Origin of the sequence: Pseudomonas sp. MPC6 (assembly GCF_006094435.1) — a bacterium.
Lineage (GTDB): Bacteria > Pseudomonadota > Gammaproteobacteria > Pseudomonadales > Pseudomonadaceae > Aquipseudomonas.
Genome location: NZ_CP034783.1, coordinates 2,727,836 through 2,748,970, shown reverse-complemented (window position 1 = coordinate 2,748,970; position 21,135 = coordinate 2,727,836). Strand labels below are relative to the sequence as shown.

Sequence of the window (21,135 nt, the reverse complement as noted above, 5' to 3'; positions counted from 1 at the left end):
TCTTGCCCATGGGGCCTCCTACGTTATGAGTTTGCGGTGCAGTAGCTGATGGAACTGCGGACCGTGCTGTCATTGTGAGCCGTGGACGTTGTGCATTACAGCGGCAGATGGCGCAGGAAAATACGGATCAGATTCCTCCAAGCTCGATGACACCCTAAACATCGCTGTCGCACCCGGCCCCTGTGGGAGCGTGGCTTGCCCGCGATGGCGTCCTGATTGCTGGCCTGGCTCTCCAGTCCGCACGCAACCCAACTGTAGGAGCTGGCTTGCCAGCGAAGGCGTCCTGGCAGCCAACCTATCCATTTCGACCGTACTCTTCCCCTGTAGATACAGTCTTGAACCTCACCTACTCCTGCGGATCAACCTGATCCAACACCCGATTCACCGACAACTCCGCCAACGAAATCATCTGCTGAATCGCCAACGCCAAATTACATTTCGGACCTTCAAGGATAAACGCCAACTCACTGGCCATGACACTGGCTGAGGCAAGGGTTTCGCAGGCGTGAACCAGGAGGGTCTCGCTATTTACGGTGGGGACAATGGTGAAGATGGGATTGGGACGACGCTCGGCCATGGCTGGCTTGGGGGATGGAGACACGGGATCGGTTTCGGTGTAGCCGTCCGCATCCGGCGGATTCGGGGTTACTTTGAACATTGTGAAGCTCCTATGAAAGTGAGCCCCTCCCTATCCGCTACCACGCAAAATAAGGAGACGGCTGTACACGGGGTGGTAGACCGGTCATAGGAACCCGGCAGGCCGAAGCCTCCCATGCACAGCCGCCACAAAGCAGCCAGCACAAAAAAACGCCCTGAGGCGTTCTGGGTCTATGAAGTAACCGGGCTACCACACCCGATCGCTGAATTGGCAGCGACAGGAGAAGATTAGCGAGGTGGCTCCCGAAGCGCAAGCCCGGTGGATTTTGCTAGCTGTTTGAGATTTAATTTTCAGCGTAATGGAGCGCGACCGATGTCGAGCTGGCTTTGCAGCCGGCCGAGATCGCTGGAGTAAGAACACGAGCGCCGGGAGTTCAAGTCATGTTCTCCTTGATGAACTGAATATGGTACTTTTTGAAGGGATTTTTTTTATTGTGTTATCAAGCCCAAAAAAACAAAATGCGCGCTCAGACGGACCTTCTATGCGCCTGTCGTGTCGCGGCCAGGTGGCGGGTAACTATGAAGTCACCGTTCTGAACATACCCTCCCCCTCCCAGTTCTCTTCGCTTCGTAAAGTTGCTTATCCGCTGCTTCTATCAAGGTTTGGAATTTAAGATCGCCAACGGGCGTCGCTGTTGCGACACCTAGAGAAATAGTCACCACTCGATCTACATCAGAAGCAGAGTGTTCAATATTCAGCGCACGAACACGCTCTAGCATTTTTTCTGCCATTTCGACTGCCCCAGAAAAACCTGTATTGGGTAGCACGCAGGCAAACTCTTCGCCGCCATATCGAGCGACCAGGTCGTAGGGGCGTCTAACTATTTCAGATAATGCTTGGGCAACAGATTTCAAGCAGCCATCTCCAGCTTGGTGCCCATATCGGTCGTTGTAGCGTTTGAAAAAGTCGACATCCACCATGATGAGCGACAGCGGCTTTTGCTCTCGAAAGCACTGACTCCAATCTGCCAATATGTCCTCATCGAATTTGCGTCGATTAGCCACTCCAGTAAGACCATCAATTAACGCCATGGAACGCAGCAGATCGTTCTGTACTTTCAGGGTCAGGTGTGTTCGCACACGCGCTCTGACAATGATTGGATTGATGGGTTTGCTGATGAAGTCAACCGCACCAAGTTCCAAACCTAGTACCTCATCCGACTCCTGCTGCTGTGCGGTAATGAATATAATGGGGATGTCCTGGGTCGCAGGGTCAGCCTTGAGTCGACGGCACACTTCATGCCCGTCCATGCCCTCCATGACCACGTCCAGCAGAATCAGATCGGGTAGACGGGTCTGGCATATCGTGATCGCCTGCTCACCCCTGGTGGCCATGAACACATCACAGTCCTTACGAAACAACTCATGGAGTACCCGGATATTAATCGGTTGGTCGTCGACTATGAGGAGTTTTGGACGGTTATGGAAATGTGGCAACCAGGTTTCCATCGATTGTTCCATCAGGCAGATCTCAACAGTTCACGACCAATCGGCATCGCTGAGGAAAAGTCTAGTGACTGCACCATGCCAACCAGTTCGTCGAACTGTGGGCGCAGGAATGGCGGCGTTTTTGACGCCAAAGCGTCTGTCAGCTCTATGGCTTGAAGGTTGCCCGCTTCCAGCAACAGCAAAATCTCTTTGAGGGATTCTCGCCATTGCGTGAGCGCCATCATTTCTGAATCAACACTCACCTTTGCGCTATGGCTCTGACCAAAGTCGACATTCATCTGCTCAATACTCTGTTGCAGTAACCGGCTCAGTTCATCAAACCATGTTGCGTCAGTAAGGAGGCTTGCTACAGACTTTTCATCTCCCTTTTTCAGTTCGTGCTCCAATTTGCCGGCCAGCAGCGACACCGCCTTGGCCCCCATGGTGCCGCAGCTACCACAAATGGTATGGAGCACGAAAGCTGCCCCCGATGCATCTTGGCGCTGGATCGCATCGAGCAAGCTGACACGCTGCTTTTCCAGTTCCGGGCCAAAGGTACGCAGCACGTTGCGGATCAAATCGATGTCACCGCCAAAGCGCTCTATGATCGATGCACGAGGCTCGGTGAGACTGTCTCCTGTATTGGCTTGCGCCAAGGATAGAGATACCTGGCTATTCTCACGACCCGCTTGAACGAGCAGCGTTGCGACGAGTTGTTCCAGATCTATGGGCTTGCCGACATGCTCATTCATCCCCGCAGCAAGACAGGCGTCAAGATCAGTACTGGAGACATTTGCGGTCATCGCCACAATCGGCAGCGCGGCAAAGCGTGGATTCGATCGAATGCGACGGGTCGCCTCCAAGCCATCAATATCCGGCATCTGGATATCCATCAATACGACGTCGAAGGGCACTTTCTCAGTCACCACCCTGCTCACCCCTTCCAGCCCTCCTTCAGCCAGCGTCACCTGAGCGCCTTCCCCCGTCAGTAACTCATCGGCAACCTGCCGATTGAGCTTGTTGTCTTCCACCACCAATAACCGCAACCCGGCCAGACGCTGCGGCCTGCCAACAGTCGAACTGGACGGGAGTGACTGTGGAAGGCCTCTGCCGTCGAGTGCTTGCCGAACAGCGTCGGCTACTTGCTTGGGGGTGACAGGCTTGGTGAGAAACCCCACGAAGGGCGCGTCTCCCGTCTGGAGGACATCGGCCAGCACTTCGCGGCCGTAAGCAGTGATCATAATGATCATTGGCGGTGGCACGCCGTTGCCCTGCTGGTGGATCAATTGCGCAGCGCTCAGCCCATCCATATCAGACATCCGCCAGTCCATCAGCACCACGTCGTAGGTCTCGCCTCGCACCTGGGCGTTCTTCACCCATTCAATTGCTTGCGTGCCACCACTCACATGATCGGCCTTCCATCCCAATGCATGGACGGTTCGCACCAGCAATTCACCCGCCATGGCGTTGTCGTCGACTACCAGTATCCGTATGGACACATCGACTTCAGGACAGGCAGATCTCAGCAGGGAAGTTGGCGCAATCTCCAGTGTGATATCGAACCAGAAGCGGCTTCCGACGCCCTGCCGGCTTTCCACCTGAAGCTCACCGCCCATCAGGCTGACCAGCCGCTTGCAGATCACCAAGCCCAGACCGGTGCCACCAAAACGGCGGCTGGTTGAAGCCTCGGCCTGAGTAAAACCTTCGAAAATGCGTTGAAGTTGCTCGGGGCTGATTCCAATGCCGGTATCAGAAACGGCGATACGCAAGCTCACAGTGGTATCCGTGCGCAGCAGTTGCTCGACGCTGACCACGATCTGGCCTTCCATGGTGAATTTGAGGGCATTGCCCGCCAGGTTGATCAGCACCTGTTGCAGCCGCAGGCTATCGCCTATCAGGTCGTTGGGCAGATTGGAGACCAGGTCAAACAAGACCTCGACCTCTTTCTGCCCCTGGTTACCGGCGAGCACAACGGCGAGGTCACGCATGAGCAATTCGAGTTCGAATGGGTGCACATCCAGTTGCAATTTGCCGGCCTCAATCTTGGAGTAGTCGAGGATGTCATTGAGCAAACCCAGCAGTGATTTCGCAGCGGTCTGCGCTTTGCTCACATAATCGAGCTGGCGACCGTTCAGGTCAGTGTTCTGCACCAACTGCAACATACCCAGCACGGCGTTCATCGGTGTGCGAATTTCGTGGCTCATGTTGGCCAGGAAGGCAGATTTGGCCGCACTCGCGGTATCGGCCTGTTCCTTGGCGTACAACAGATGTGACTCCAGTTTGCGCTGGGAGGTGATGTCCCGATTGATACCCGTCACACGCAAAGCCGCACCGCTCGGACTGCGTTCGATCTGCGCGCCGGCCTGGATGAAGCGGATCTGGCCGTCGGGGAGCACGACGCGAAATGTGGGGTTGTATACCGCAAGCCCCTTGACTGCTGCATCCAGATTTTCAGCCGCAGCCACCGCATCCTCAGGGTGAACACGAGAGTACCAGTGCTTATAACTCAGACCATTATTGCGCAACGACAGTGACTGACCGTAGAACTCGAACATACGGTCATTCCACTGCAATGAATTGTCCGCCAATGTCCAGGACCAGACGCCCAGCTCGGCTACTTCAGCGGCCATTAATAACTGCTCGTGCACCGTCATCAGTTCGCTTCGTTGCTTCTGCGTTGTCTCCAAACTCGCGGCCAGTTCCTTTTCTGCCGCTTTACGTTCGGTGATGTCGACCGCGATGCCCAGGTAACCGCTCAACTTCCCTTCGTCATCGCGCATGGCTGTGACTACCAACGTGACGGGTAATCGTGAGCCGTCCTTACGTATGTAAGTCCACTCCCGGGTTTCAGCGCCTTCACGCTCAGGTTTATGGGTAAACACACGGAAACCATCGATAGCCTGAGCGTATTCCTTGGTCAGCTCAACGCCACGATCAGCGACTTCCTCTGGTACATGGATCAGCGTTGGGGTGTTTTTACCCAGTAACTCTTCGGCGTCATACCCCAACAAGCGTTCGGCGCCTTTGTTGAACACCCGGATAACACCATTGAGATCTGTCGCAATGATCGAGACCTCGGTGGCCGAGCGCAACACAGTACCCAACAACAGATTGAGATGCCGCAACTCGGAAGTTCGTTGCGCAACCTGCTCCTCCAGGCTGGAGTTGAGTTGCCGCCGGCGTTGACGGCTGACACGCACGACACCCGCCAGAGTAGCCAGTAGAAGAGTGAGCAAACCACCCATCAACAGGACGACTGCTGGTGAAACCTGATGCAGGCGCTGGACGAACAACGGATGCGCGCCAAGTTCGATTTGCCATCGCCTCCCGTATACCTCGCGCTCCACCTGATGGGTCATCAGCGTTTCACGACTGGCCGAGTCGTTGGTGCTTTCATAAAACAGCGTCTCTTGCCCAGGGACAGTGATATCCCTCAATCGCAGATGCACCGTCTCGTTTTCTATGCGCAGGCCTCTGAGTACCTGCTCTGTCTGCAACACGGCATAGATCCAGCCAAACGCTGCTGTCTCTCGCTCAACGGCGGTCGCCGGAGTCTCTCCACCGCGAAAGATGGGCATCAGAACCAGGAAAGACTGCTGCGGTTTCGCTGTGTTCTGTACCAGAGTGATGGGCCCGGTTAACCGTGCCACACCGCTCTGTATCGAGGATTGGGCAGCCTCTCGCCGCGCTGTTTCCGAAGCTATGTCCAAGCCGATTGCAGCCTGGTTACCCTCAACCGGTTCGGCATACTGGACAATGTAACGCTCGCCGGAATGGGGTGAGAGTTGACGAATGGAGAAATCGGCTTTGCCGTCCGCCCGAGCGGACTTGAGGAACTCGCCTTCCTCGCGCTGCGGTACACGCCTGATAAAGCCCAAGGAGCTCGCGCCGGGGAACTCAGAAACAAGGTCACGGGTTTTGTGATATTGGTCAAAAACTTCGCGGCTGATGCCATGCTCACCCGCTGTCAGCACCGTTCCACGAGCGCCTCGCAATCCGTATTGGTAAAGATTAAGACGCGTCAAAACCAACTCTGCGGCCTCCTCGGTCGCCGCTACGATCGCTTCTTGAGCATGCTGTTCGTTGATCCGTTCAAGGATCCACCACCCCAGAAAGCTTGCCCCCAGGCCCACCGCCAGAGTTGTCGCTACTTCCCGGTTCAATGCAAAAAACTGATGCTTTCTCATCCTCATTGTCTTGTCACGCATTCCATTGCCCCTCGCGAATCCCTTGCATTCCATGACAAAAAATCCTCGACCTGCTTTTCTACGGCGAGCCTAGGCTGCGTTCCCGAGTGCGCTCAGGGCAGGCCCGACAATCGTTGCAGTCTTTCAAGGTCTGCCTCAGGCTCGCCATTGTTAATGGCCGCAGCAAGTCGCATAACCACTTGTTCACGGCGTACCTGCATGGGAGGCAACACATAGATCGCGCCTATTAACTCACGCAGAGCCAATGGGAGTCCCCAGCAGGCTTTCAAGCTGATGGCAAAAGGGGCTGCGAAATCAAGCAGGGCCTGGGAAAGCGCTTCTTCGTCCAGGCTTTTCCCCTGGCCCTCCCACTTCTGGATTTGGTAAAGCACACAAAGCTCGCCTATCCGGTGCAGCAACGCAGCACTCTGCAGTGGCGCCGGATCCAGCTTGCATCGCCGAGCCAGGGAAACAACCTGTTCAGCCAGTCGCTCGGAATTATCCAACTCGGATTGCATTCGGATCATCAGCAGCCCATTGGTTTGGGTATTGGCTTGTCGCAGGGCCTGGCTCAACGCCAGATTGACACTGGTAAGCCGTCCCAATCGTTTAATGGCATCGATCAAACTGGTGCAGGGTTGGCCGACCCCATGATAAGCAGCGCTGTTGGCTGCCGCGATCAGATGAGCGCAAAGCGCCGGGTCATGCTGCCATTCCTGGACAAGCTCGCGAACGTCCAGCTGTTCTCCCCCGTATCCACGCTGAAGTCTTTCCTTGACCTGCGCGAGTAAAGGCAGGTCTAACTCATCTGCGGATAATTTACCGAGATAACTGATCAAGCTCTCATCAATGACAGGGATTTTCTGGATAGAGGAATCTGGAGGAAGGAGCATCTTGAGAAGCTCAACGACGCGCGACACCTGAAACGGCTTGGTAATAAAAGCGCTAATCCCCAGAGGCCGCACCTCCAGGACACTGTCCCGATCGGAACGCCCGGTGATCATAATCAGCGGTGTTTCCTGATCATGCTCACGAATCGTCTGCAGCAGACTCACACCGCTGGCATCCGGTAGATTCCAGTCAGCCATGACCATCTGATAGGCATTCTGTTGCCAGGCATGCAAAGCGCTGGCAACATCGCCAAAGCTATCAACTATCGCCAGCGGGCGCAGGCTCAAAACCAATTGTTTCAACAGCTCGGCTATCCAGGGATCATCATCCAAAATCATCACGCGCATTCGGTCACCGCACTAGCTTAATGCACCATTTGGCAAGGCCTTGCGGCCCGGTATTGTTCGACAACAATGCAGAGGTCGTTGACGTCAGGAGGTGGGGTGATGGGGCTTGAGCCACAGCGATATCCATTTAAATTTTACGTGTAAAAAGGCTCATAACCGAATCTATGCCTCACCGGCGAACTATACAAGCAAGCAGATAGCTCGCGGCTAAAAAGGCAGGCAACGGTTAATTCGTGAACACCGGGATAGCAAGAGTTGAACTGCTCCCAGATTCTTTGTCCTGCGATAGATCAACGATGCCTTGGTTCGCCGTAGCGTGTGAGTACCGTACATGGTTGGGTCAAGCCCAATGGCGGTCACCCACCCTTTGACTATTCGAGCGTACTGCCTGGTGGAGAGATGGTCTGAGTCGTGCAACCGGCCCGGGAACAAGAAATCCTCGCTGTGGAGGTGAGCTTGATGCATCCAAGCCTCCAGAACCGTTCGGGTTTGCTCAGTGATTTCAAATTGCACTGAGTGGTGGGTTTTCTGCTGAATCACGATGGCCCGTGACGACACATGTTCCCCATGGGCTATGTCTCGGACTCGCAGCTTGGTTAAGTCACAGGCACGCAGTTTGCTGTCGATAGCCAAGTTGAAGAGCGCCAGATCCCGTGTCTTCTCCGCGAGCTGGAGTCTTACGCGGATGGCCCAGATATCTCTGACTCGGAGCGGCGCCTTTTGCCCGACGGGCTTTCCCTTGTTCCAAGGCTGATGGCGATATGTAGCAATTGAGTTCATGGCTTGTCCTCCGGGTTGAGGGAGGACAAGGGTGGTTCAGTCACAGTGTGTCGTGGTCGCTATGTTCCACTTATAGAGGTTGGGGTGCGGCAGAAACAATTTCGTTAATGACAGAAACTTACCCTTCCGCCTTGGCGCAACCATCATCGGCACAGGTCGGATCGATCGGGTTGCACCGCATTGCGCAAATCAAAATCGGTTTCCTCGACTCCATTCTTTGTCAGCGATATCCAATGAATTGAAGAGGGATTTCGCATCAATCCGAGGCTCCCGATATAGGACCAAGTCAGCGGCGAGCGCTGCACAGCTTTCAACTTGATTGAAGAGGGTGTGAGCTCCAGATGCAGAAGGCGGTTGTCTTGCGAAGGCGTATAGGCGATATTCTCGCTGGCGACAACATCGGCTCCCCTCACAGTTGCCGGCATGCATTCCAACGTCGCGCTGACTTTGCCGTCGTTGTTGATCAAGTACGCAAAACCTTTACCGTTCACCGTTGTACCGGTCACGAGAAAACGATCGATCGATGGAATATATTTGGCTTTGTAGGTGTAGTAATTCAAGCCGGATCTCAGGATCTTATGGGCGGAGCGTTTCCCGGTCTCGGGATCGAGTACCGTTATCTTCAAATTTGCAGAGGTTTGATCAGGTACGAATTGTTGCCAGACCAGTAGCGCGCGATTGCTGGAACCAGCAATCATCGGCCACCATTCACGCCGCTGGGGTGCGACATCGAACGTACTGAGCAGGTGGCCGTGACTATCGAAGACCTTTGCATATACACCATTGCCGGTACCGAGATCATCGACACCGCCACCGTTGACCCAGTCCTCGGAATACAACACGACGAAATGCTTTCCTGCCGCGGCAACATGGCCGGAATGTCCGCCGGTCGCAACGACGCGCGGATACGGCGCGATCGGTCGCAGCTTCGCATCGTAAACGCCATAACGTTGATTGACTTCGTTCGAGGTATTCCAGCCGTCTTCAAACGAAAGCATGACATTGCCGTCAGTTGTTTGGGCGACCGACACCGGTTCTTGCGCTTCCGGCTTTTGGATGAATAATGTGGGCGGACTGATCCGCGCATCATTGATTCCCCATTTCGAAAGGTAGATGTCGTGCGGCCAGTTGCCGTTTTCGTCCTTGCCTTTGGGTGGAATTCCGGAACTGCTAATGAAAATCAAAAAACGGCCGTCGGCCCCTTTGACCGCTTCGATGCCATGCATATAGGAGCGCAAATCTTCCTGGTCGTGCGGCCGTGCTTGCGCATTTTCCGCGCTTAAGCAGAGCGCACCAGCGCATAACGCGGCGCGTGCCAAAGAGTGAGCGAACCGCTGATGTGGGTTACTGTTCATGTGTGTGTTTTCCCATCCCACAATATCCCTCACCAGCGTTACACCGTGGACCTTGTCGAGTGTCGCAATGCTGTGCGGTATCGACTTCTCGCCAGCCAATAAAATCCTCATTTGTTGAACTTAGCAATAGGATTTCCTAAGGAGGATGCATAGGCATGTTTTCCGCTGTGTACCAGGGACGGAATGGTGTACTGAGGTAGACCCCAAGATTTTCCTACCCAAAAAAAAGCCCACTGACCGGTACCGGTTCAGTGGGCTTCTGATCAGGCTTCTAGTTACAGAGCCATATCACTAGCAGCATTCTCTTTCACAGCCTTCGGCTGTTCAGCGGCAGCAGGCACAGCAGGAACTGCAGCCTGACCCATCACCGGCGGCGGAGTCAGCTCCAACACCTTCGCGGTGTAAGCCCACTCTTCAGCCACCTTCTCCGGGCTGCCATTCAACTGCGTGCCATAACTCGGCACGATCTGGTGCAGCTTCTCCTGCCAGGCCGGGGAAGCCACCTTGTCCTTGAACACCTTCTGCAGCACGGTCAGCATGATCGGCGCGGCAGTCGATGCGCCTGGCGATGCGCCCAGCAGACCGGCAATGCTGCCGTCTTGCGAAGCGACGATCTCGGTGCCCAGCTTCAGCACGCCACCGGCGGCTTCGTCACGCTTGATGATCTGCACGCGCTGGCCGGCTTGCCACAGGCGCCAGTCTTCGGCCTTGGCGTTCGGGAAGTATTCCTTCAGGGCGTCGAGGCGGTCTTCGTCCGACAGCATCAGTTGGCCGGCCAGGTACTCGACCAGCGGGTATTCCTTGATGCCGACCTTGGTCATTGGCCACACGTTGTGGGTGGTGGTGGTGCTCAGCAGGTCCAGGTACGAGCCTTCCTTGAGGAACTTGGTGCTGAAGGTCGCGAATGGGCCAAACAGGATGACGCGCTTGCCATCGAGAACACGGGTGTCCAGGTGCGGCACCGACATCGGCGGGGCGCCAACGGAGGCTTTGCCGTAGGCCTTGGCCAGGTGTTGCTCGGCAAGGGTCGGATTTTCGGTGACGAGGAACGAGCCGCCTACCGGGAAGCCTGCGTATTCCTTGGCTTCAGGAATGCCGGACTTCTGCAGCAGGTGCAGGGCACCGCCGCCGGCGCCGATGAACACGAACTTGGCGTCGGTTTCGGATTTTTTGCCGTCCTTGAGGTTTTTGTAGCTGACGCGCCAGCTGCCGTCTTCGTTGCGGGTGATGTCCTGCACTTCGCTGGACAGTTTCAAGTCGAATTTCGGTGTGGTCTGCAGGTGCGCGACGAACTGGCGGGTGATTTCGCCGAAGTTGACGTCGGTGCCGATCGGGGACCAGGTGGCGGCGATTTTCTGGTTCGGGTCACGCCCTTCCATCATCAGCGGCACCCATTTCCTGATCACGGCCGGGTCTTCGGAGTACTGCATGCCGGCGAACAGCGGGCTCGCTTGCAGGGCTTCGTAGCGCTTTTTCAGGAACTTGATGTTGTCATCGCCCCACACAAAGCTCATGTGCGGCGTGGAGTTGATGAACGAACGCGGGTTTTTCAGCACGCCTTGCTGAACCTGCCAGGCCCAGAATTGACGGGAGATCTGGAAGGCTTCGTTGATTTCAACGGCTTTCGGGATCTGCACGTTGCCCTTGTCGTCTTCCGGGGTGTAGTTCAACTCGGCCAGGGCGGAGTGACCGGTACCGGCGTTGTTCCAGCCGTTGGAGCTTTCCTGGGCGACGCCGTCGAGGCGCTCGATCATTTCCATCGAGGTGCCGGGTTCCAGCTCATTGAGCCACACACCCAGGGTCGCGCTCATGATGCCGCCGCCGATGAGCAGCACATCGACTTTCTTTGCCTCTTCCGCCTGAACGGAAGTGATCCCCATCGACAAAGCCAGCCCCAGCAGGGCTGTGTTCATTTTCTTAAACATCTGTAGCACCTATGATAAAACGCCATCCGCCCTTCCATCTTCACTCGCAAGCCCCTTGTTTCACGGCATACAGGCAGATGTCGTGGGTGCTCGCACATGACGATTGGAGGGTGGGCACACAAGGCCGACGTGTTCCATCGACCTCAGTTTATATGTCCCTGCTGAACTGACTTCTTATCATTATTGGCCTCAGCTGCTTGAGCGACAGTGATTCTGTTGGCGCGTCTCGTGGACACGCAAACTGAATAGGTCAAAGCAAGTTACTGCCAAGAATATCACGACCTGGCAAACCCGCGCGTCTGTTCCCGGCTTGATGATCCGGGCACGGGCGCCGGGCGCCACTATACTGATGCTGATTTTTCTGCGAGCGGTGAGGAACAGTCATGAGCGATAAAGTCGATTTGCGCAAATACTCCTCTCAAGTGGTCGACGGCATAGAGCGCGCGCCCGGCCGCTCGATGCTGCGCGCCGTGGGTTTCACCGACGAGGATTTCAAGAAGCCGCAGATCGGCATCGCTTCGACCTGGGCGATGGTCACGCCGTGCAACATGCACATCGACAAGCTGGCGATCGAAGCGGAAAAAGGCGCGAACGCCGCCGGCGCCAAGGGCGTGATCTTCAACACCATCACCATTTCCGACGGCATCGCCAACGGCACCGAAGGCATGAAGTATTCGCTGGTGTCGCGGGAGGTGATTGCCGATTCCATTGAAGTGGTCGCCGGTTGCGAGGGCTTTGACGGGCTGGTAACCGTGGGCGGCTGCGACAAGAACATGCCGGGCTGCCTGATCGGCATGGCGCGGCTGAATCGCCCCTCCATCTTCGTCTATGGCGGCACCATCCGCCCCGGTGCCGGCCACACCGACATCATTTCCGTGTTCGAAGCCGTGGGCCAGAATGCCCGGGGTGATATCAACGAGATCCAGGTCAAGCAGATCGAGGAAGTGGCAATCCCCGGCCCCGGTTCCTGCGGCGGCATGTACACGGCCAACACCATGGCCTCGGCCATCGAGGCGTTGGGCATGAGCCTGCCGGGTTCCAGCTCCCAGGACGCGGTCGGCAGCGACAAGGCCTCGGACAGTTTCCGCGCCGGCCAGCAGGTGATGGAGCTGCTCAAGCTGGACCTCAAGCCGCGGGACATCATGACCCGCAAGGCGTTTGAAAACGCGATTCGGGTGGTGATCGCCCTCGCCGGCTCGACCAATGCGGTGCTGCACCTGTTGGCCATGGCCCATGCGGTGGATGTCGAGCTGACCCTGGATGATTTCGTCGAGCTGGGCAAGGTGTCGCCGGTGGTGGCCGACCTGCGCCCCAGCGGCAAATACATGATGAGCGAACTGGTGGCCATCGGCGGCATCCAGCCGTTGATGAAGCGCATGCTGGCGGCCGGCATGCTGCACGGCGATGTGCTGACGGTCACCGGCAAGACCCTGGCGGAGAACCTGGAAAACGTGCCTGACTACCCCGAAGGCCAGGACGTGATCCTGCCCTTCGACCAGCCGGTGAAGAAGGACTCGCACCTGGTGGTGCTGCGCGGCAACCTCTCGCCCACGGGCGCGGTGGCCAAGATCACCGGCAAGGAGGGTTTGCGCTTTGAAGGCACGGCTCGGGTGTATCACGGTGAGGAAGGCGCGCTGGCGGGCATTCTCAACGGCGAAGTCAAGGCCGGCGATGTGATCGTGATCCGCTACGAAGGCCCCAGGGGCGGCCCCGGCATGCGCGAAATGCTCTCGCCGACGTCGGCGGTGATGGGCAAGGGCTTGGGCAAGGATGTGGCGCTGATTACCGACGGACGCTTCTCCGGTGGTTCCCACGGTTTCGTGGTGGGGCACATCACGCCGGAAGCCTTCGAGGGCGGGCCGATCGCGCTGATCGAAGATGGCGACAGGATCACGATCGACGCGGAAACCCGGCAGATCAGCGTCGACGTGTCCGACGCCGAACTGGCCGAGCGCAAGACGCGCTGGGTGCGGCCGGAATCGAAGTACAAACGCGGGGTGCTGGCCAAGTATGCCAAGACCGTGTCCAGTGCTTCGGAAGGTGCTGTGACGGATAAGTATCTGTAGGAGGGCAACGTTGACTGAACTGACGCCTTCGCGAGCAAGCCCGCTCCCACATTGGATCTCCAGTTGGGGACAGTTTTGTGTACGACAAAGATCAAAGTGTGAGAGCGGGCTTGCTCCGGGCGGCGTTCCGACGAAGAGCCCCCCATGAACAACACAGAAAATCACTGTACGGCGCAGCCCTTACCCATCCCCAGATCCCTCTTTAAAAGCTTCTCGTAACAAATGCGCGCGCAATCCCCTAAAACTTCTGAACTCCCCCCGACTCTCACTTTTACGCTGGCGAACCTCCCTGCATCGCCGAGGCACTTCATCGGCAGTTAATGCCCTCAGGTTATGAGTTCGCCTCGCAAAAACCCTCACCCCCCCTTTCAGGAATCGCCTATGAAACGCTCCATGTGGTTTGGATTGATCGCTACGCTGGCAACTGGCACGGCACACGCAGCTTCCCAGGAAGTGCCCATGAATCTGGTTAGCGCCGAGGGGGTGCCCCAGGCCATCGGCACGATAACGGTCAACGAGACACCCTATGGCCTGTTGTTCACGCCGAATCTCAAATCCCTGCCAGCGGGCATGCACGGTTTTCATGTGCACGAAAACGGCAGCTGCGAAGCCGGCATGAAGGATGGGGTCAAAGGTGCTGCACTGGCGGCCGGGGGACATCTGGATCCGCAGAAAACCGGCAAGCACCTGGGCCCATATGCCGACGGGCACCTGGGGGATCTGCCGGCGGTCTACGTGACAGCCGATGGCATCGCCAATTATCCGGTACTGGCGCCGCGCCTCAAGACGCTCTCGCAAATCAAAGGGCACGCGCTGATGATCCACGCCGGCGCCGATAATCATTCGGACATGCCAAAACCCTTGGGCGGTGGCGGCGATCGTGTGGCGTGCGGTGTGATCTGACCCCACGCGATCGCTGTAAGCGCCTGCGATCTTCCAGCGACGCTACCTCAGAGCCGAAACCGATCCACCGATTGCGACAGCCTGCCCGCCAGGGTGGACAGTTCATCGGTGGTCGAGGCGGTGCGGCCGATGACTTGGCTGTTGCCCTCGGACATGCCGGCGATCATTTCCACCTGATGCGCGATTTCATTGCTCGCCAGGCTCTGTTCGCCGATGGTGCGGGTGATGTCGTTGACCAGTTGCGTGGTGTTCAGCGTGGCGTCGAGAATCTCGCGAATGGCGCGTTCGACGTCGGCGGTCACCGCCATGCCTTTGTCGACCTGGGCCACGCCCGCTTCCATGCTGGTCACCGCCTCCCGGGTGCTGAGCTGGATACGCGCGACCATGGCGGCAATTTCCTGGGTGGAGGCGCTGGTGCGCCCCGCCAGGTTGCGCACTTCGTCGGCCACCACGGCAAAACCACGGCCCTGCTCCCCGGCGCGAGCGGCCTCGATGGCGGCGTTCAGCGCCAGCAGGTTGGTTTGATCGGCAATGCCCTTGATCACCTGGATGATGCTGAAGATCCCTTCGGACTCCTTGTCCAGCGTGCGGATCACCTGGGCCGATTGCTGTGCCGAACGGGCGATGCCGTCCATGTCGTTGACCACCTGATGGATCACCCGCCCGCCATCCTTGGCCAGGGTCTCCGCCTGGTTGGCCATGTTCAGCGCCCGCTCGGCATGCCGGGTGATTTCCTCGATGCTGGCGGTCATCTCGCTGGCGGCCGCTGCCATGGTGCTGGCCGCTGCGCTTTGCTGCTGGCTGCTGCCGGCGACCTCGTGACAGCCGTCGCTCAACTGCTGGCTCATGCCGCTCACGCCATGGGCGTTGCTGCGAACCGCCTCGATCATGCCGCGCAGGTCGCGCTGCATGGTCGCCAGGCTACGAATCAGCGCACTGGCTTCGTCCTTGCGGGTGGGCTCGACAATAGGTTCGCTCAGGTTGCCATGGGCGATGCTGTCGGCAATGCGGCTGGCAGTCTGCAACGGCCCCATGATGCTCAAAATCACCCAGCGGCCCTGGAGGAGGAGCAATAGCAGGCTGGCGACGAGCATGCCGCCAATGGCGAACCTGGCGTTGCCGATGGCTTGCCCGGTACCGGCGCCGGTCTGTCGGGTGTCGGTTTCGATCAACTCACTCAGAGCGGCCAACTGGTCTTCCAACTGGCTGAAAGCAGTATTGAAGCTACCCAGCTCCTGTTGCGCGGCCTCCGGGTTGGTTAGCGCCAGGCCGACGATGCGTTCGGCAGCGTTGATGTAGGTATCCAGGCTCGGCTTGACCTTGTCCAGGCCGGCCTTGACGGTGGCATTGACCGGCAGCTTGAGGTTTTCACCGAGCACTTCACGAAAGCGCGCCGCATGTTCCTCGATGGAACTGCGCACCTCGGCCGCGCTGCTGGTGCTTTTGCCCAACCCGACCAGCATCGCCGCCAGCACGTCGGCGCGTAACGCGTCGTGCATCATGTCGGCTTCGAGGTGATTGCGCAGCGCGGTCATGCTGACCTCGTTGTCATTCACCGCCTGCGCCATCTGCGTGTTTCCCAGGTAACTGACCAGGCTCATGATCAAGGCGGTGAGCAGGCCGGTGCCAATCAACAACAGCAAACGTAATTTTATCGACACTTGTAGGTCCCCTGTCAGTTGGGTAAAGCCCTGCGTGGAAGGCTTTTCTGAACAGGTTATCGACTGTGCCGGGCGCTAATTGAAGGCTATTTGCATACGCTCGTTTCTTTTACGACATGCGGTCGTCCTTGACTGTTTTTGCGCGTGTCCCCACAGGGAAACCGCCAGGACGCATCGCGGATGTGGCATCGGCTGCATGTTGTGCGCTACCTGTAGGAGCCTGGCTTGCCACCGATGAGGCCACACGCCCCAGCCTAATGCCCGGCTTGCCACAGCGTAGCCTCGCGACCAAGAAGTGCTTGCAGGGTCAGCGCGTTGGCCAGCGCAAACCCGCTGGCGGTGTTATCGAAGATGCACCAGCTGGCAATGCCTGCCTGCGCCGAATTTTGCACCTGCCGAGCCAGCGTCTCCAATCGGCTCAGGTCGTAGTCACTGTGATAAATGCGCGGCGAGCCGTGCCAGCGCCAGTAATGAATCCCCGACCACCCGCCCGGGGTATCGCCGCCGGTAATGGGCGATGGGTCGGTAGCGACCCGCCCTACTCGCCGCGCGATCAATAAAGCGTCTGCGTCCAGCCAGCTTGCATGCCGCGGCTCAAGCACCACCGCCCCGGTGTAACGTTGCCGCAGTGCCTGGAAAAACGCCGCGGCAACGCGTTCCTCGTAAGCCAGCGACGGCGGCAACTGCACCAGCAGGCAGCCCAGGGCATCACCCAGCGCCGTGCATTGGGATAGAAATTCGTCCAGCAACAGCTCGCAGCCCTGCAAGCGCTGAACATGGGTGATGAGTTTGGGCACTTTGACCGAAAACCGAAACGCCGCCGGCACCGACTGCGCCCAGCGCCAATAGGTCTGCGAGCGATGCGGGCGATAAAAAGAGCTGTTGATTTCAACGGCAGCGAGTTGCGAGGCATACCGCTGCAGATGGGTGCCGTGCTCAGGAAACGTCGGCCAGTGTTCCCGGGGCAGGCTCCAGCCGGCACAGCCGACGTGCACCGACGGGACTTGATTAGCCTGGTTCAATAGAGCACCGCCGCGGCATCGCGCATGAAAATCTCCAGGGTTTTGGGCCCTACCCCGTCGAACTCGAGCAAGCGCTTTTCGAAGGTTTGGCGATCGGCGCTGGCCGCCTGAATCTGGCCGATCTTGCCGGCGTATTCATCGCTGAGTTTTTTACACAGGTTCAACAGGCGCGTCGCGGTGGTCTCGTCGTAGCGCACGTAATGGGCTTCACCCAGCATCGCAACCAGTTGCCGATGGGTACAGCCACCCAGTTTGCGCGGGGTATCGCGACCGTGTTTTTCAACGATGACGCGGTAGGCCTGGGCGGCGATCTCTGCCTGGATACGCTTGCCCATCAGGAAGCTGGCGATAAACCATTTGAACAAGCCGCCTTCGTCTGCATTTTTCAGATGAATACCGAGATCGCTGGCACTGATCGATTTGTTCATTTCAGGCGTTCTTCTCCCCAGTCAAAAACCCACCACTGGCTCCTTAACTTCGAGAAAAGCTCGCCCTGCAAGTTCGTTTTTTTCGCAACCCATGCTAGGTTGTACGATGACCGACGAGTCACCCTGTATGACCATCGATCCAATCAACCACAACAACAAGGACATCCCCATGAAACGAACCAGACTGCTGATTGGTTTTCTGTGCCTCTTCAGTGGCTACGTAGCGGCAGCCCCTTCCCCGGGCGAGAACGAAGTCGCGCAAGCCGTCGACCACCTGACTCAAGCCATGCTGAAGAAGAACATTCCGGAGCTGCAGGCACTGACTGCCGAGAACCTCACCTACGGGCACTCCAGCGGCAAGGTCCAGGACAAGAAGGCATTCATCGCTGATATCGAAACCGGCAAAAGTGCGTTCAAGACGTTGGAAATGCAGAACCAGACCATCACCCTGTCCGGCGATGTGGCGCTGGTTCGTCACCACTTCTCGGCCCAGGCGCTCAAGGTGACCGAGGTGGTGCCAACGGAAATCGAGAACTTCCAGATCTGGCAGAAACAGAAAGGCCAATGGTTGCTGGTTGGCCGACAAGCCTTTCGGTTCTGATGGTTGCGTAGGGGGCCGGGGTCTAGGAAGATTTCGCCCCCTTGTTCATTTCAAACAACCGTCTTCGCCAACGATCTTCAACCAGGGCCAGCGCGCCTGATAACTCTTGGCCTTCTGCTCGAACAAATCCGGTTCAGGATTGACCGGATTGACCCGCAACAGCCCTTCTTCGATATCGCTCAAACCGTAAGGCGCATACACCTCACCCGTCAGCACATCCAACCCGATGCAAGTTCCCGCAATCAGATACCGGTCTATGCCGTCCTTTGCGGACTGGAGCCTGGGATACGCCTTGCCGAACCGCTGGCGGTACCAAAGGTGAACCCGTGCCTGATTCTTGATTTCGATGTCCACTTCGAGGTCGTGAAAGAGCTGGCGTGCGAGAGTGATGACCTCGTTTTCCGCCTCCCAGGACACGTCTTCATCATAGTAAAACACGTCGTAATCCTTGACGCCCCAGGCCGCGGGATGCCCGGCTTGCCGATTCCATACCGCCTGAAACAGACAGCCTGCGGTCAGCATGCATTGGTTCAGGCCGAGTGAAGGCAAGCGTCGGGCAATCTCGGCGTTGGCCGGATTGGTCATTGCGATTTCAATCAGGTGTTCGGTGGTCAACATCAAGCCGTCTCCTTATGGGCGTTAATATCCTTGAGAGCTGACGATACATGAAGTCCGTTGAAATACGCCCATCCGGTGCATCCACGAACACGAAAAAGCCCGCACAAGGCGGGCTTAGTTGGTGAAAGTTGAGTAGGTGACCAGCGCTGGTCTCTGGCTTACAAGGTTTATCAGGACTCTGACAGAAGAGTTTTGCGCTCTTCTGCTTCACACGGCATAAGGGCTGGATCTCAGCGCGGAGATCTTTCTAACCGTGTACCCTTCGGAACGCGCCCCACGTTTCCTCGCTATCCGCTTTGCGCATCAGTCTGCGTCTTCACCTACAACTTCAGAGTAGCAAAGAAGCTCTAGGCGTTGAACTCGATTTTTAGACCGATTTCCTTCATGAAAAACGGCGGCTGGAAGCAAAAATACTATGGCTGGTCCCAAGGATGAAATTGACCCTCACACAGGCCTGGTAAATACTCGACGGTCCCGGCAAGAACATGCCCAGTGGCTATGTTCAATGGGCACATTGACTGATGGGAAGGACCGCAAAATGACGACGCGAACCGAAAAGGCCGTTCTGGCCGGCGGTTGTTTCTGGGGCATGCAGGATCTGATCAGGCGCCAACCCGGCGTATTGTCCACACGGGTGGGCTACACCGGCGGCGATGTGGACAACGCCAACTATCGCAACCATGGCACCCACGCCGAAGCGATCGAAATCGAGTTCGATCCAGCCCAGATCAGCTATCGCCAGATCCTCGAGTTTTTCTTCCAGATCCACGACCCGACGACCAGGAACCGCCAGGGTAACGATATCGGTACAAGCTACCGCTCTGCCCTGTTCTACCTCGACGAAGAGCAGAAGCGCGTAGCCGAAGACACGGTGGCCGACGCCGACGCCTCCGGTCTCTGGCCCGACAAGGTGGTCACCGAGATCGTGCCCGCCGGCCCGTTCTGGGAAGCCGAGCCGGAACACCAGGACTATCTCGAACACTATCCCAACGGCTACACTTGCCATTTCATCCGACCGAACTGGAAGCTGCCCAAACGCGGGTGATGGTGTGGGAGGCTCAAGTCCTGGCCATCAGGGATCGACCTGACCCATCAGTTCGGCAACCGTTTCCGAGCGATTGGCATAGCGTTGCGCCAACACCGCACACACCATCAGCTGAATCTGGTGGAACAGCATCAGCGGCAAAATCAACACACCCAGGGTGCTGCCGGCGAACAGCACCTGGGCCATCGGCACACCGGTCGCCAGGCTTTTCTTCGAACCGCAGAACAGGATGGTGATGCGGTCTTCCTGATTGAAGCCCAAGGCTTTGCCCGACACGGTAGCGATCAGCAGCACCAGCGCCAACAGGATGCAGCACACCACCACCAGCCCGGCCAGCGCCCAGAGCGGAATCTGATGCCAGATGCCTTCGACCACCGCCGCGCTGAACGCACCGTAGACCACCAGCAGGATCGAGCCCTGGTCGACGAACTTCAGCCAGTTCTTATTGCGCGCTACCCATGCACCGATCCAGCGCCGGGCGATCTGTCCGGCAATGAACGGTAGCAACAGTTGCACGCTGATTTTCAGAATCGCATCGAGGGTCGAACCGCCCTCGCCGTGCACATCCAACAGCAAGGTCACCAGCAACGGCGTGAGGAAGATTCCGAACAAGCTGGACGCCGCCGCACTGCATATCGCCGCCGGAATGTTGCCACGGGCCAGAGAGGTGAATGCAATCGCCGACTGTACCGTGGCGGGCAGCGCGCAGAGGTAGAGCATGCCCATGTACAGATCGTTGCCGATCAGCGGCGACAACAAGGGTTTGAGCGCCAGGCCGAGCAGCGGGAACAGGACAAAGGTCAGGCCGAACACCAGCAGATGCAAGCGCCAATGCCCCGCTCCGGCAATGATCGACTCGCGCGACAGCTTGGCGCCATGCAGGAAAAACAGCAGGCCGATGGCAAAGTTGGTCAGCCAGCCAAAGCCGACGCCTATTTGACCGCTGGCAGGCAGGATGCTGGCGAGAACCACCACACCGATCAAGGTCAGGGTGAAGTTGTCAGGCAAGAAGCGAGGGCGGGTCATTAGCATCATCCGGGGCGCCAGGAACGTGGTAACGACTGTAACCTGCCTGCCGATGGCCGACTAACGCCAATAAGCCAGCAGATGCCGCCAAAAGGACAACGGTAGCTGTGTTCTCGATTCGCAAGCATCCTGACCATTGAATGACTTCACCGGGGTTTCCTGTGACCGTGATGATCAGCCAGGAAAACCTTCCGC

At 57.6% G+C, this 21,135-nt stretch carries 15 protein-coding genes and 1 pseudogene; 4 read left to right on the top strand and 12 right to left on the bottom strand.

Annotated features, from left to right (window positions below; translation table 11 throughout):
• Positions 1 to 346 precede the first annotated feature (346 nt).
• From ELQ88_RS14920 to mqo, 7 genes and pseudogenes are all read right to left on the bottom strand, one after another.
• Positions 347 to 658, bottom strand: coding sequence for a DUF6124 family protein (locus ELQ88_RS14920; protein ID WP_168187405.1), 312 nt, complete (start codon positions 656 to 658; stop codon positions 347 to 349).
• Positions 659 to 1,182: 524 nt separating this feature from the next.
• The gene (locus ELQ88_RS14915) at positions 1,183 to 2,118 is read right to left on the bottom strand and encodes a diguanylate cyclase (RefSeq protein ID WP_138965965.1); all 936 of its coding nucleotides are present in this window, start codon (positions 2,116 to 2,118) and stop codon (positions 1,183 to 1,185) included.
• Positions 2,118 to 6,278, bottom strand: coding sequence for a CHASE domain-containing protein (locus ELQ88_RS14910; RefSeq protein ID WP_138969524.1), 4,161 nt, complete (start codon positions 6,276 to 6,278; stop codon positions 2,118 to 2,120). Before ELQ88_RS14910 ends, ELQ88_RS14915 begins: the two co-directional genes overlap by 1 nt.
• A gap of 107 nt (positions 6,279 to 6,385) precedes the next feature.
• Entirely contained in the window at positions 6,386 to 7,510 is a 1,125-nt protein-coding gene (locus ELQ88_RS14905; protein ID WP_138965964.1) for an HDOD domain-containing protein, read from the bottom strand.
• Between the two features lie 246 nt (positions 7,511 to 7,756).
• A pseudogene (locus tag ELQ88_RS14900) lies at positions 7,757 to 8,290 on the bottom strand (tyrosine-type recombinase/integrase); the annotation flags it as partial.
• A 143-nt stretch (positions 8,291 to 8,433) separates the two neighbouring features.
• Entirely contained in the window at positions 8,434 to 9,756 is a 1,323-nt protein-coding gene (locus ELQ88_RS14895; RefSeq protein ID WP_228761614.1) for a hypothetical protein, read from the bottom strand.
• 164 nt (positions 9,757 to 9,920) lie between these two features.
• Positions 9,921 to 11,570: a malate dehydrogenase (quinone) gene (mqo, locus tag ELQ88_RS14890; RefSeq protein ID WP_138965962.1), complete on the bottom strand. Its 1,650-nt coding sequence runs from the start codon at positions 11,568 to 11,570 to the stop codon at positions 9,921 to 9,923.
• Between the two features lie 383 nt (positions 11,571 to 11,953).
• Here mqo and ilvD point away from each other — a divergent pair, with 383 nt between their 5' ends.
• Both ilvD and sodC read left to right on the top strand, forming a co-directional pair.
• The gene (gene ilvD, locus ELQ88_RS14885) at positions 11,954 to 13,636 is read left to right on the top strand and encodes a dihydroxy-acid dehydratase (RefSeq protein ID WP_138965961.1); all 1,683 of its coding nucleotides are present in this window, start codon (positions 11,954 to 11,956) and stop codon (positions 13,634 to 13,636) included.
• Positions 13,637 to 14,017: 381 nt separating this feature from the next.
• Entirely contained in the window at positions 14,018 to 14,539 is a 522-nt protein-coding gene (gene sodC / locus ELQ88_RS14880; RefSeq protein WP_138965959.1) for a superoxide dismutase family protein, read from the top strand.
• Between the two features lie 47 nt (positions 14,540 to 14,586).
• Here sodC and ELQ88_RS14875 read toward each other — a convergent pair whose 3' ends face one another.
• From ELQ88_RS14875 to ELQ88_RS14865, 3 genes are all read right to left on the bottom strand, one after another.
• Positions 14,587 to 16,200 carry a methyl-accepting chemotaxis protein gene (locus tag ELQ88_RS14875; protein ID WP_138965957.1) on the bottom strand — a complete coding sequence of 538 codons (1,614 nt, stop codon included), beginning with the start codon at positions 16,198 to 16,200 and terminating at the stop codon, positions 14,587 to 14,589.
• A 254-nt stretch (positions 16,201 to 16,454) separates the two neighbouring features.
• On the bottom strand, positions 16,455 to 17,222 hold the full coding sequence (locus tag ELQ88_RS14870; RefSeq protein ID WP_138965955.1) for a DUF72 domain-containing protein: 768 nt from the start codon (positions 17,220 to 17,222) through the stop codon (positions 16,455 to 16,457).
• The gene (locus ELQ88_RS14865) at positions 17,219 to 17,650 is read right to left on the bottom strand and encodes a DNA methylase (RefSeq protein ID WP_138965953.1); all 432 of its coding nucleotides are present in this window, start codon (positions 17,648 to 17,650) and stop codon (positions 17,219 to 17,221) included. The genes ELQ88_RS14870 and ELQ88_RS14865 overlap by 4 nt, the downstream gene beginning before the upstream one ends.
• Before the next feature lie 169 nt (positions 17,651 to 17,819).
• Here ELQ88_RS14865 and ELQ88_RS14860 point away from each other — a divergent pair, with 169 nt between their 5' ends.
• Positions 17,820 to 18,251, top strand: a complete 432-nt coding sequence (locus ELQ88_RS14860) for a nuclear transport factor 2 family protein (RefSeq protein ID WP_138965952.1) — start codon at positions 17,820 to 17,822, stop codon at positions 18,249 to 18,251.
• Positions 18,252 to 18,296: 45 nt separating this feature from the next.
• Here the strand turns inward: ELQ88_RS14860 and ELQ88_RS14855 are convergent, their stop codons facing one another.
• A complete protein-coding gene (locus ELQ88_RS14855) occupies positions 18,297 to 18,872 on the bottom strand; it encodes a nucleotidyltransferase family protein (protein WP_138965951.1) in 576 nt (191 codons plus the stop codon).
• A gap of 535 nt (positions 18,873 to 19,407) precedes the next feature.
• Between ELQ88_RS14855 and msrA the strand changes: the two genes are divergently transcribed.
• A complete protein-coding gene (gene msrA / locus ELQ88_RS14850) occupies positions 19,408 to 19,914 on the top strand; it encodes a peptide-methionine (S)-S-oxide reductase MsrA (RefSeq protein ID WP_138965950.1) in 507 nt (168 codons plus the stop codon).
• Positions 19,915 to 19,941: 27 nt separating this feature from the next.
• Here the strand turns inward: msrA and ELQ88_RS14845 are convergent, their stop codons facing one another.
• Entirely contained in the window at positions 19,942 to 20,940 is a 999-nt protein-coding gene (locus tag ELQ88_RS14845; protein ID WP_138965949.1) for a bile acid:sodium symporter family protein, read from the bottom strand.
• Positions 20,941 to 21,135 lie beyond the last annotated feature (195 nt).

What these genes read in the sequence shown, in the direction of transcription:
- mqo (WP_138965962.1), bottom strand. Translation starts at nt 11,570, where the DNA reads ATGTTTAAGAAAATGAACACAGCCCTGCTGGGGCTGGCTTTGTCGATG.
- ELQ88_RS14860 (WP_138965952.1), top strand. Translation starts at nt 17,820, where the DNA reads ATGAAACGAACCAGACTGCTGATTGGTTTTCTGTGCCTCTTCAGTGGC.
- msrA (WP_138965950.1), top strand. Translation starts at nt 19,408, where the DNA reads ATGACGACGCGAACCGAAAAGGCCGTTCTGGCCGGCGGTTGTTTCTGG.
- ELQ88_RS14915 (WP_138965965.1), bottom strand. Translation starts at nt 2,118, where the DNA reads ATGGAACAATCGATGGAAACCTGGTTGCCACATTTCCATAACCGTCCA.
- ELQ88_RS14920 (WP_168187405.1), bottom strand. Translation starts at nt 658, where the DNA reads ATGTTCAAAGTAACCCCGAATCCGCCGGATGCGGACGGCTACACCGAA.
- ELQ88_RS14910 (WP_138969524.1), bottom strand. Translation starts at nt 6,278, where the DNA reads ATGAGGATGAGAAAGCATCAGTTTTTTGCATTGAACCGGGAAGTAGCG.
- ELQ88_RS14895 (WP_228761614.1), bottom strand. Translation starts at nt 9,756, where the DNA reads ATGAGGATTTTATTGGCTGGCGAGAAGTCGATACCGCACAGCATTGCG.
- ilvD (WP_138965961.1), top strand. Translation starts at nt 11,954, where the DNA reads ATGAGCGATAAAGTCGATTTGCGCAAATACTCCTCTCAAGTGGTCGAC.
- ELQ88_RS14865 (WP_138965953.1), bottom strand. Translation starts at nt 17,650, where the DNA reads ATGAACAAATCGATCAGTGCCAGCGATCTCGGTATTCATCTGAAAAAT.
- ELQ88_RS14905 (WP_138965964.1), bottom strand. Translation starts at nt 7,510, where the DNA reads ATGCGCGTGATGATTTTGGATGATGATCCCTGGATAGCCGAGCTGTTG.
- sodC (WP_138965959.1), top strand. Translation starts at nt 14,018, where the DNA reads ATGAAACGCTCCATGTGGTTTGGATTGATCGCTACGCTGGCAACTGGC.
- ELQ88_RS14845 (WP_138965949.1), bottom strand. Translation starts at nt 20,940, where the DNA reads ATGACCCGCCCTCGCTTCTTGCCTGACAACTTCACCCTGACCTTGATC.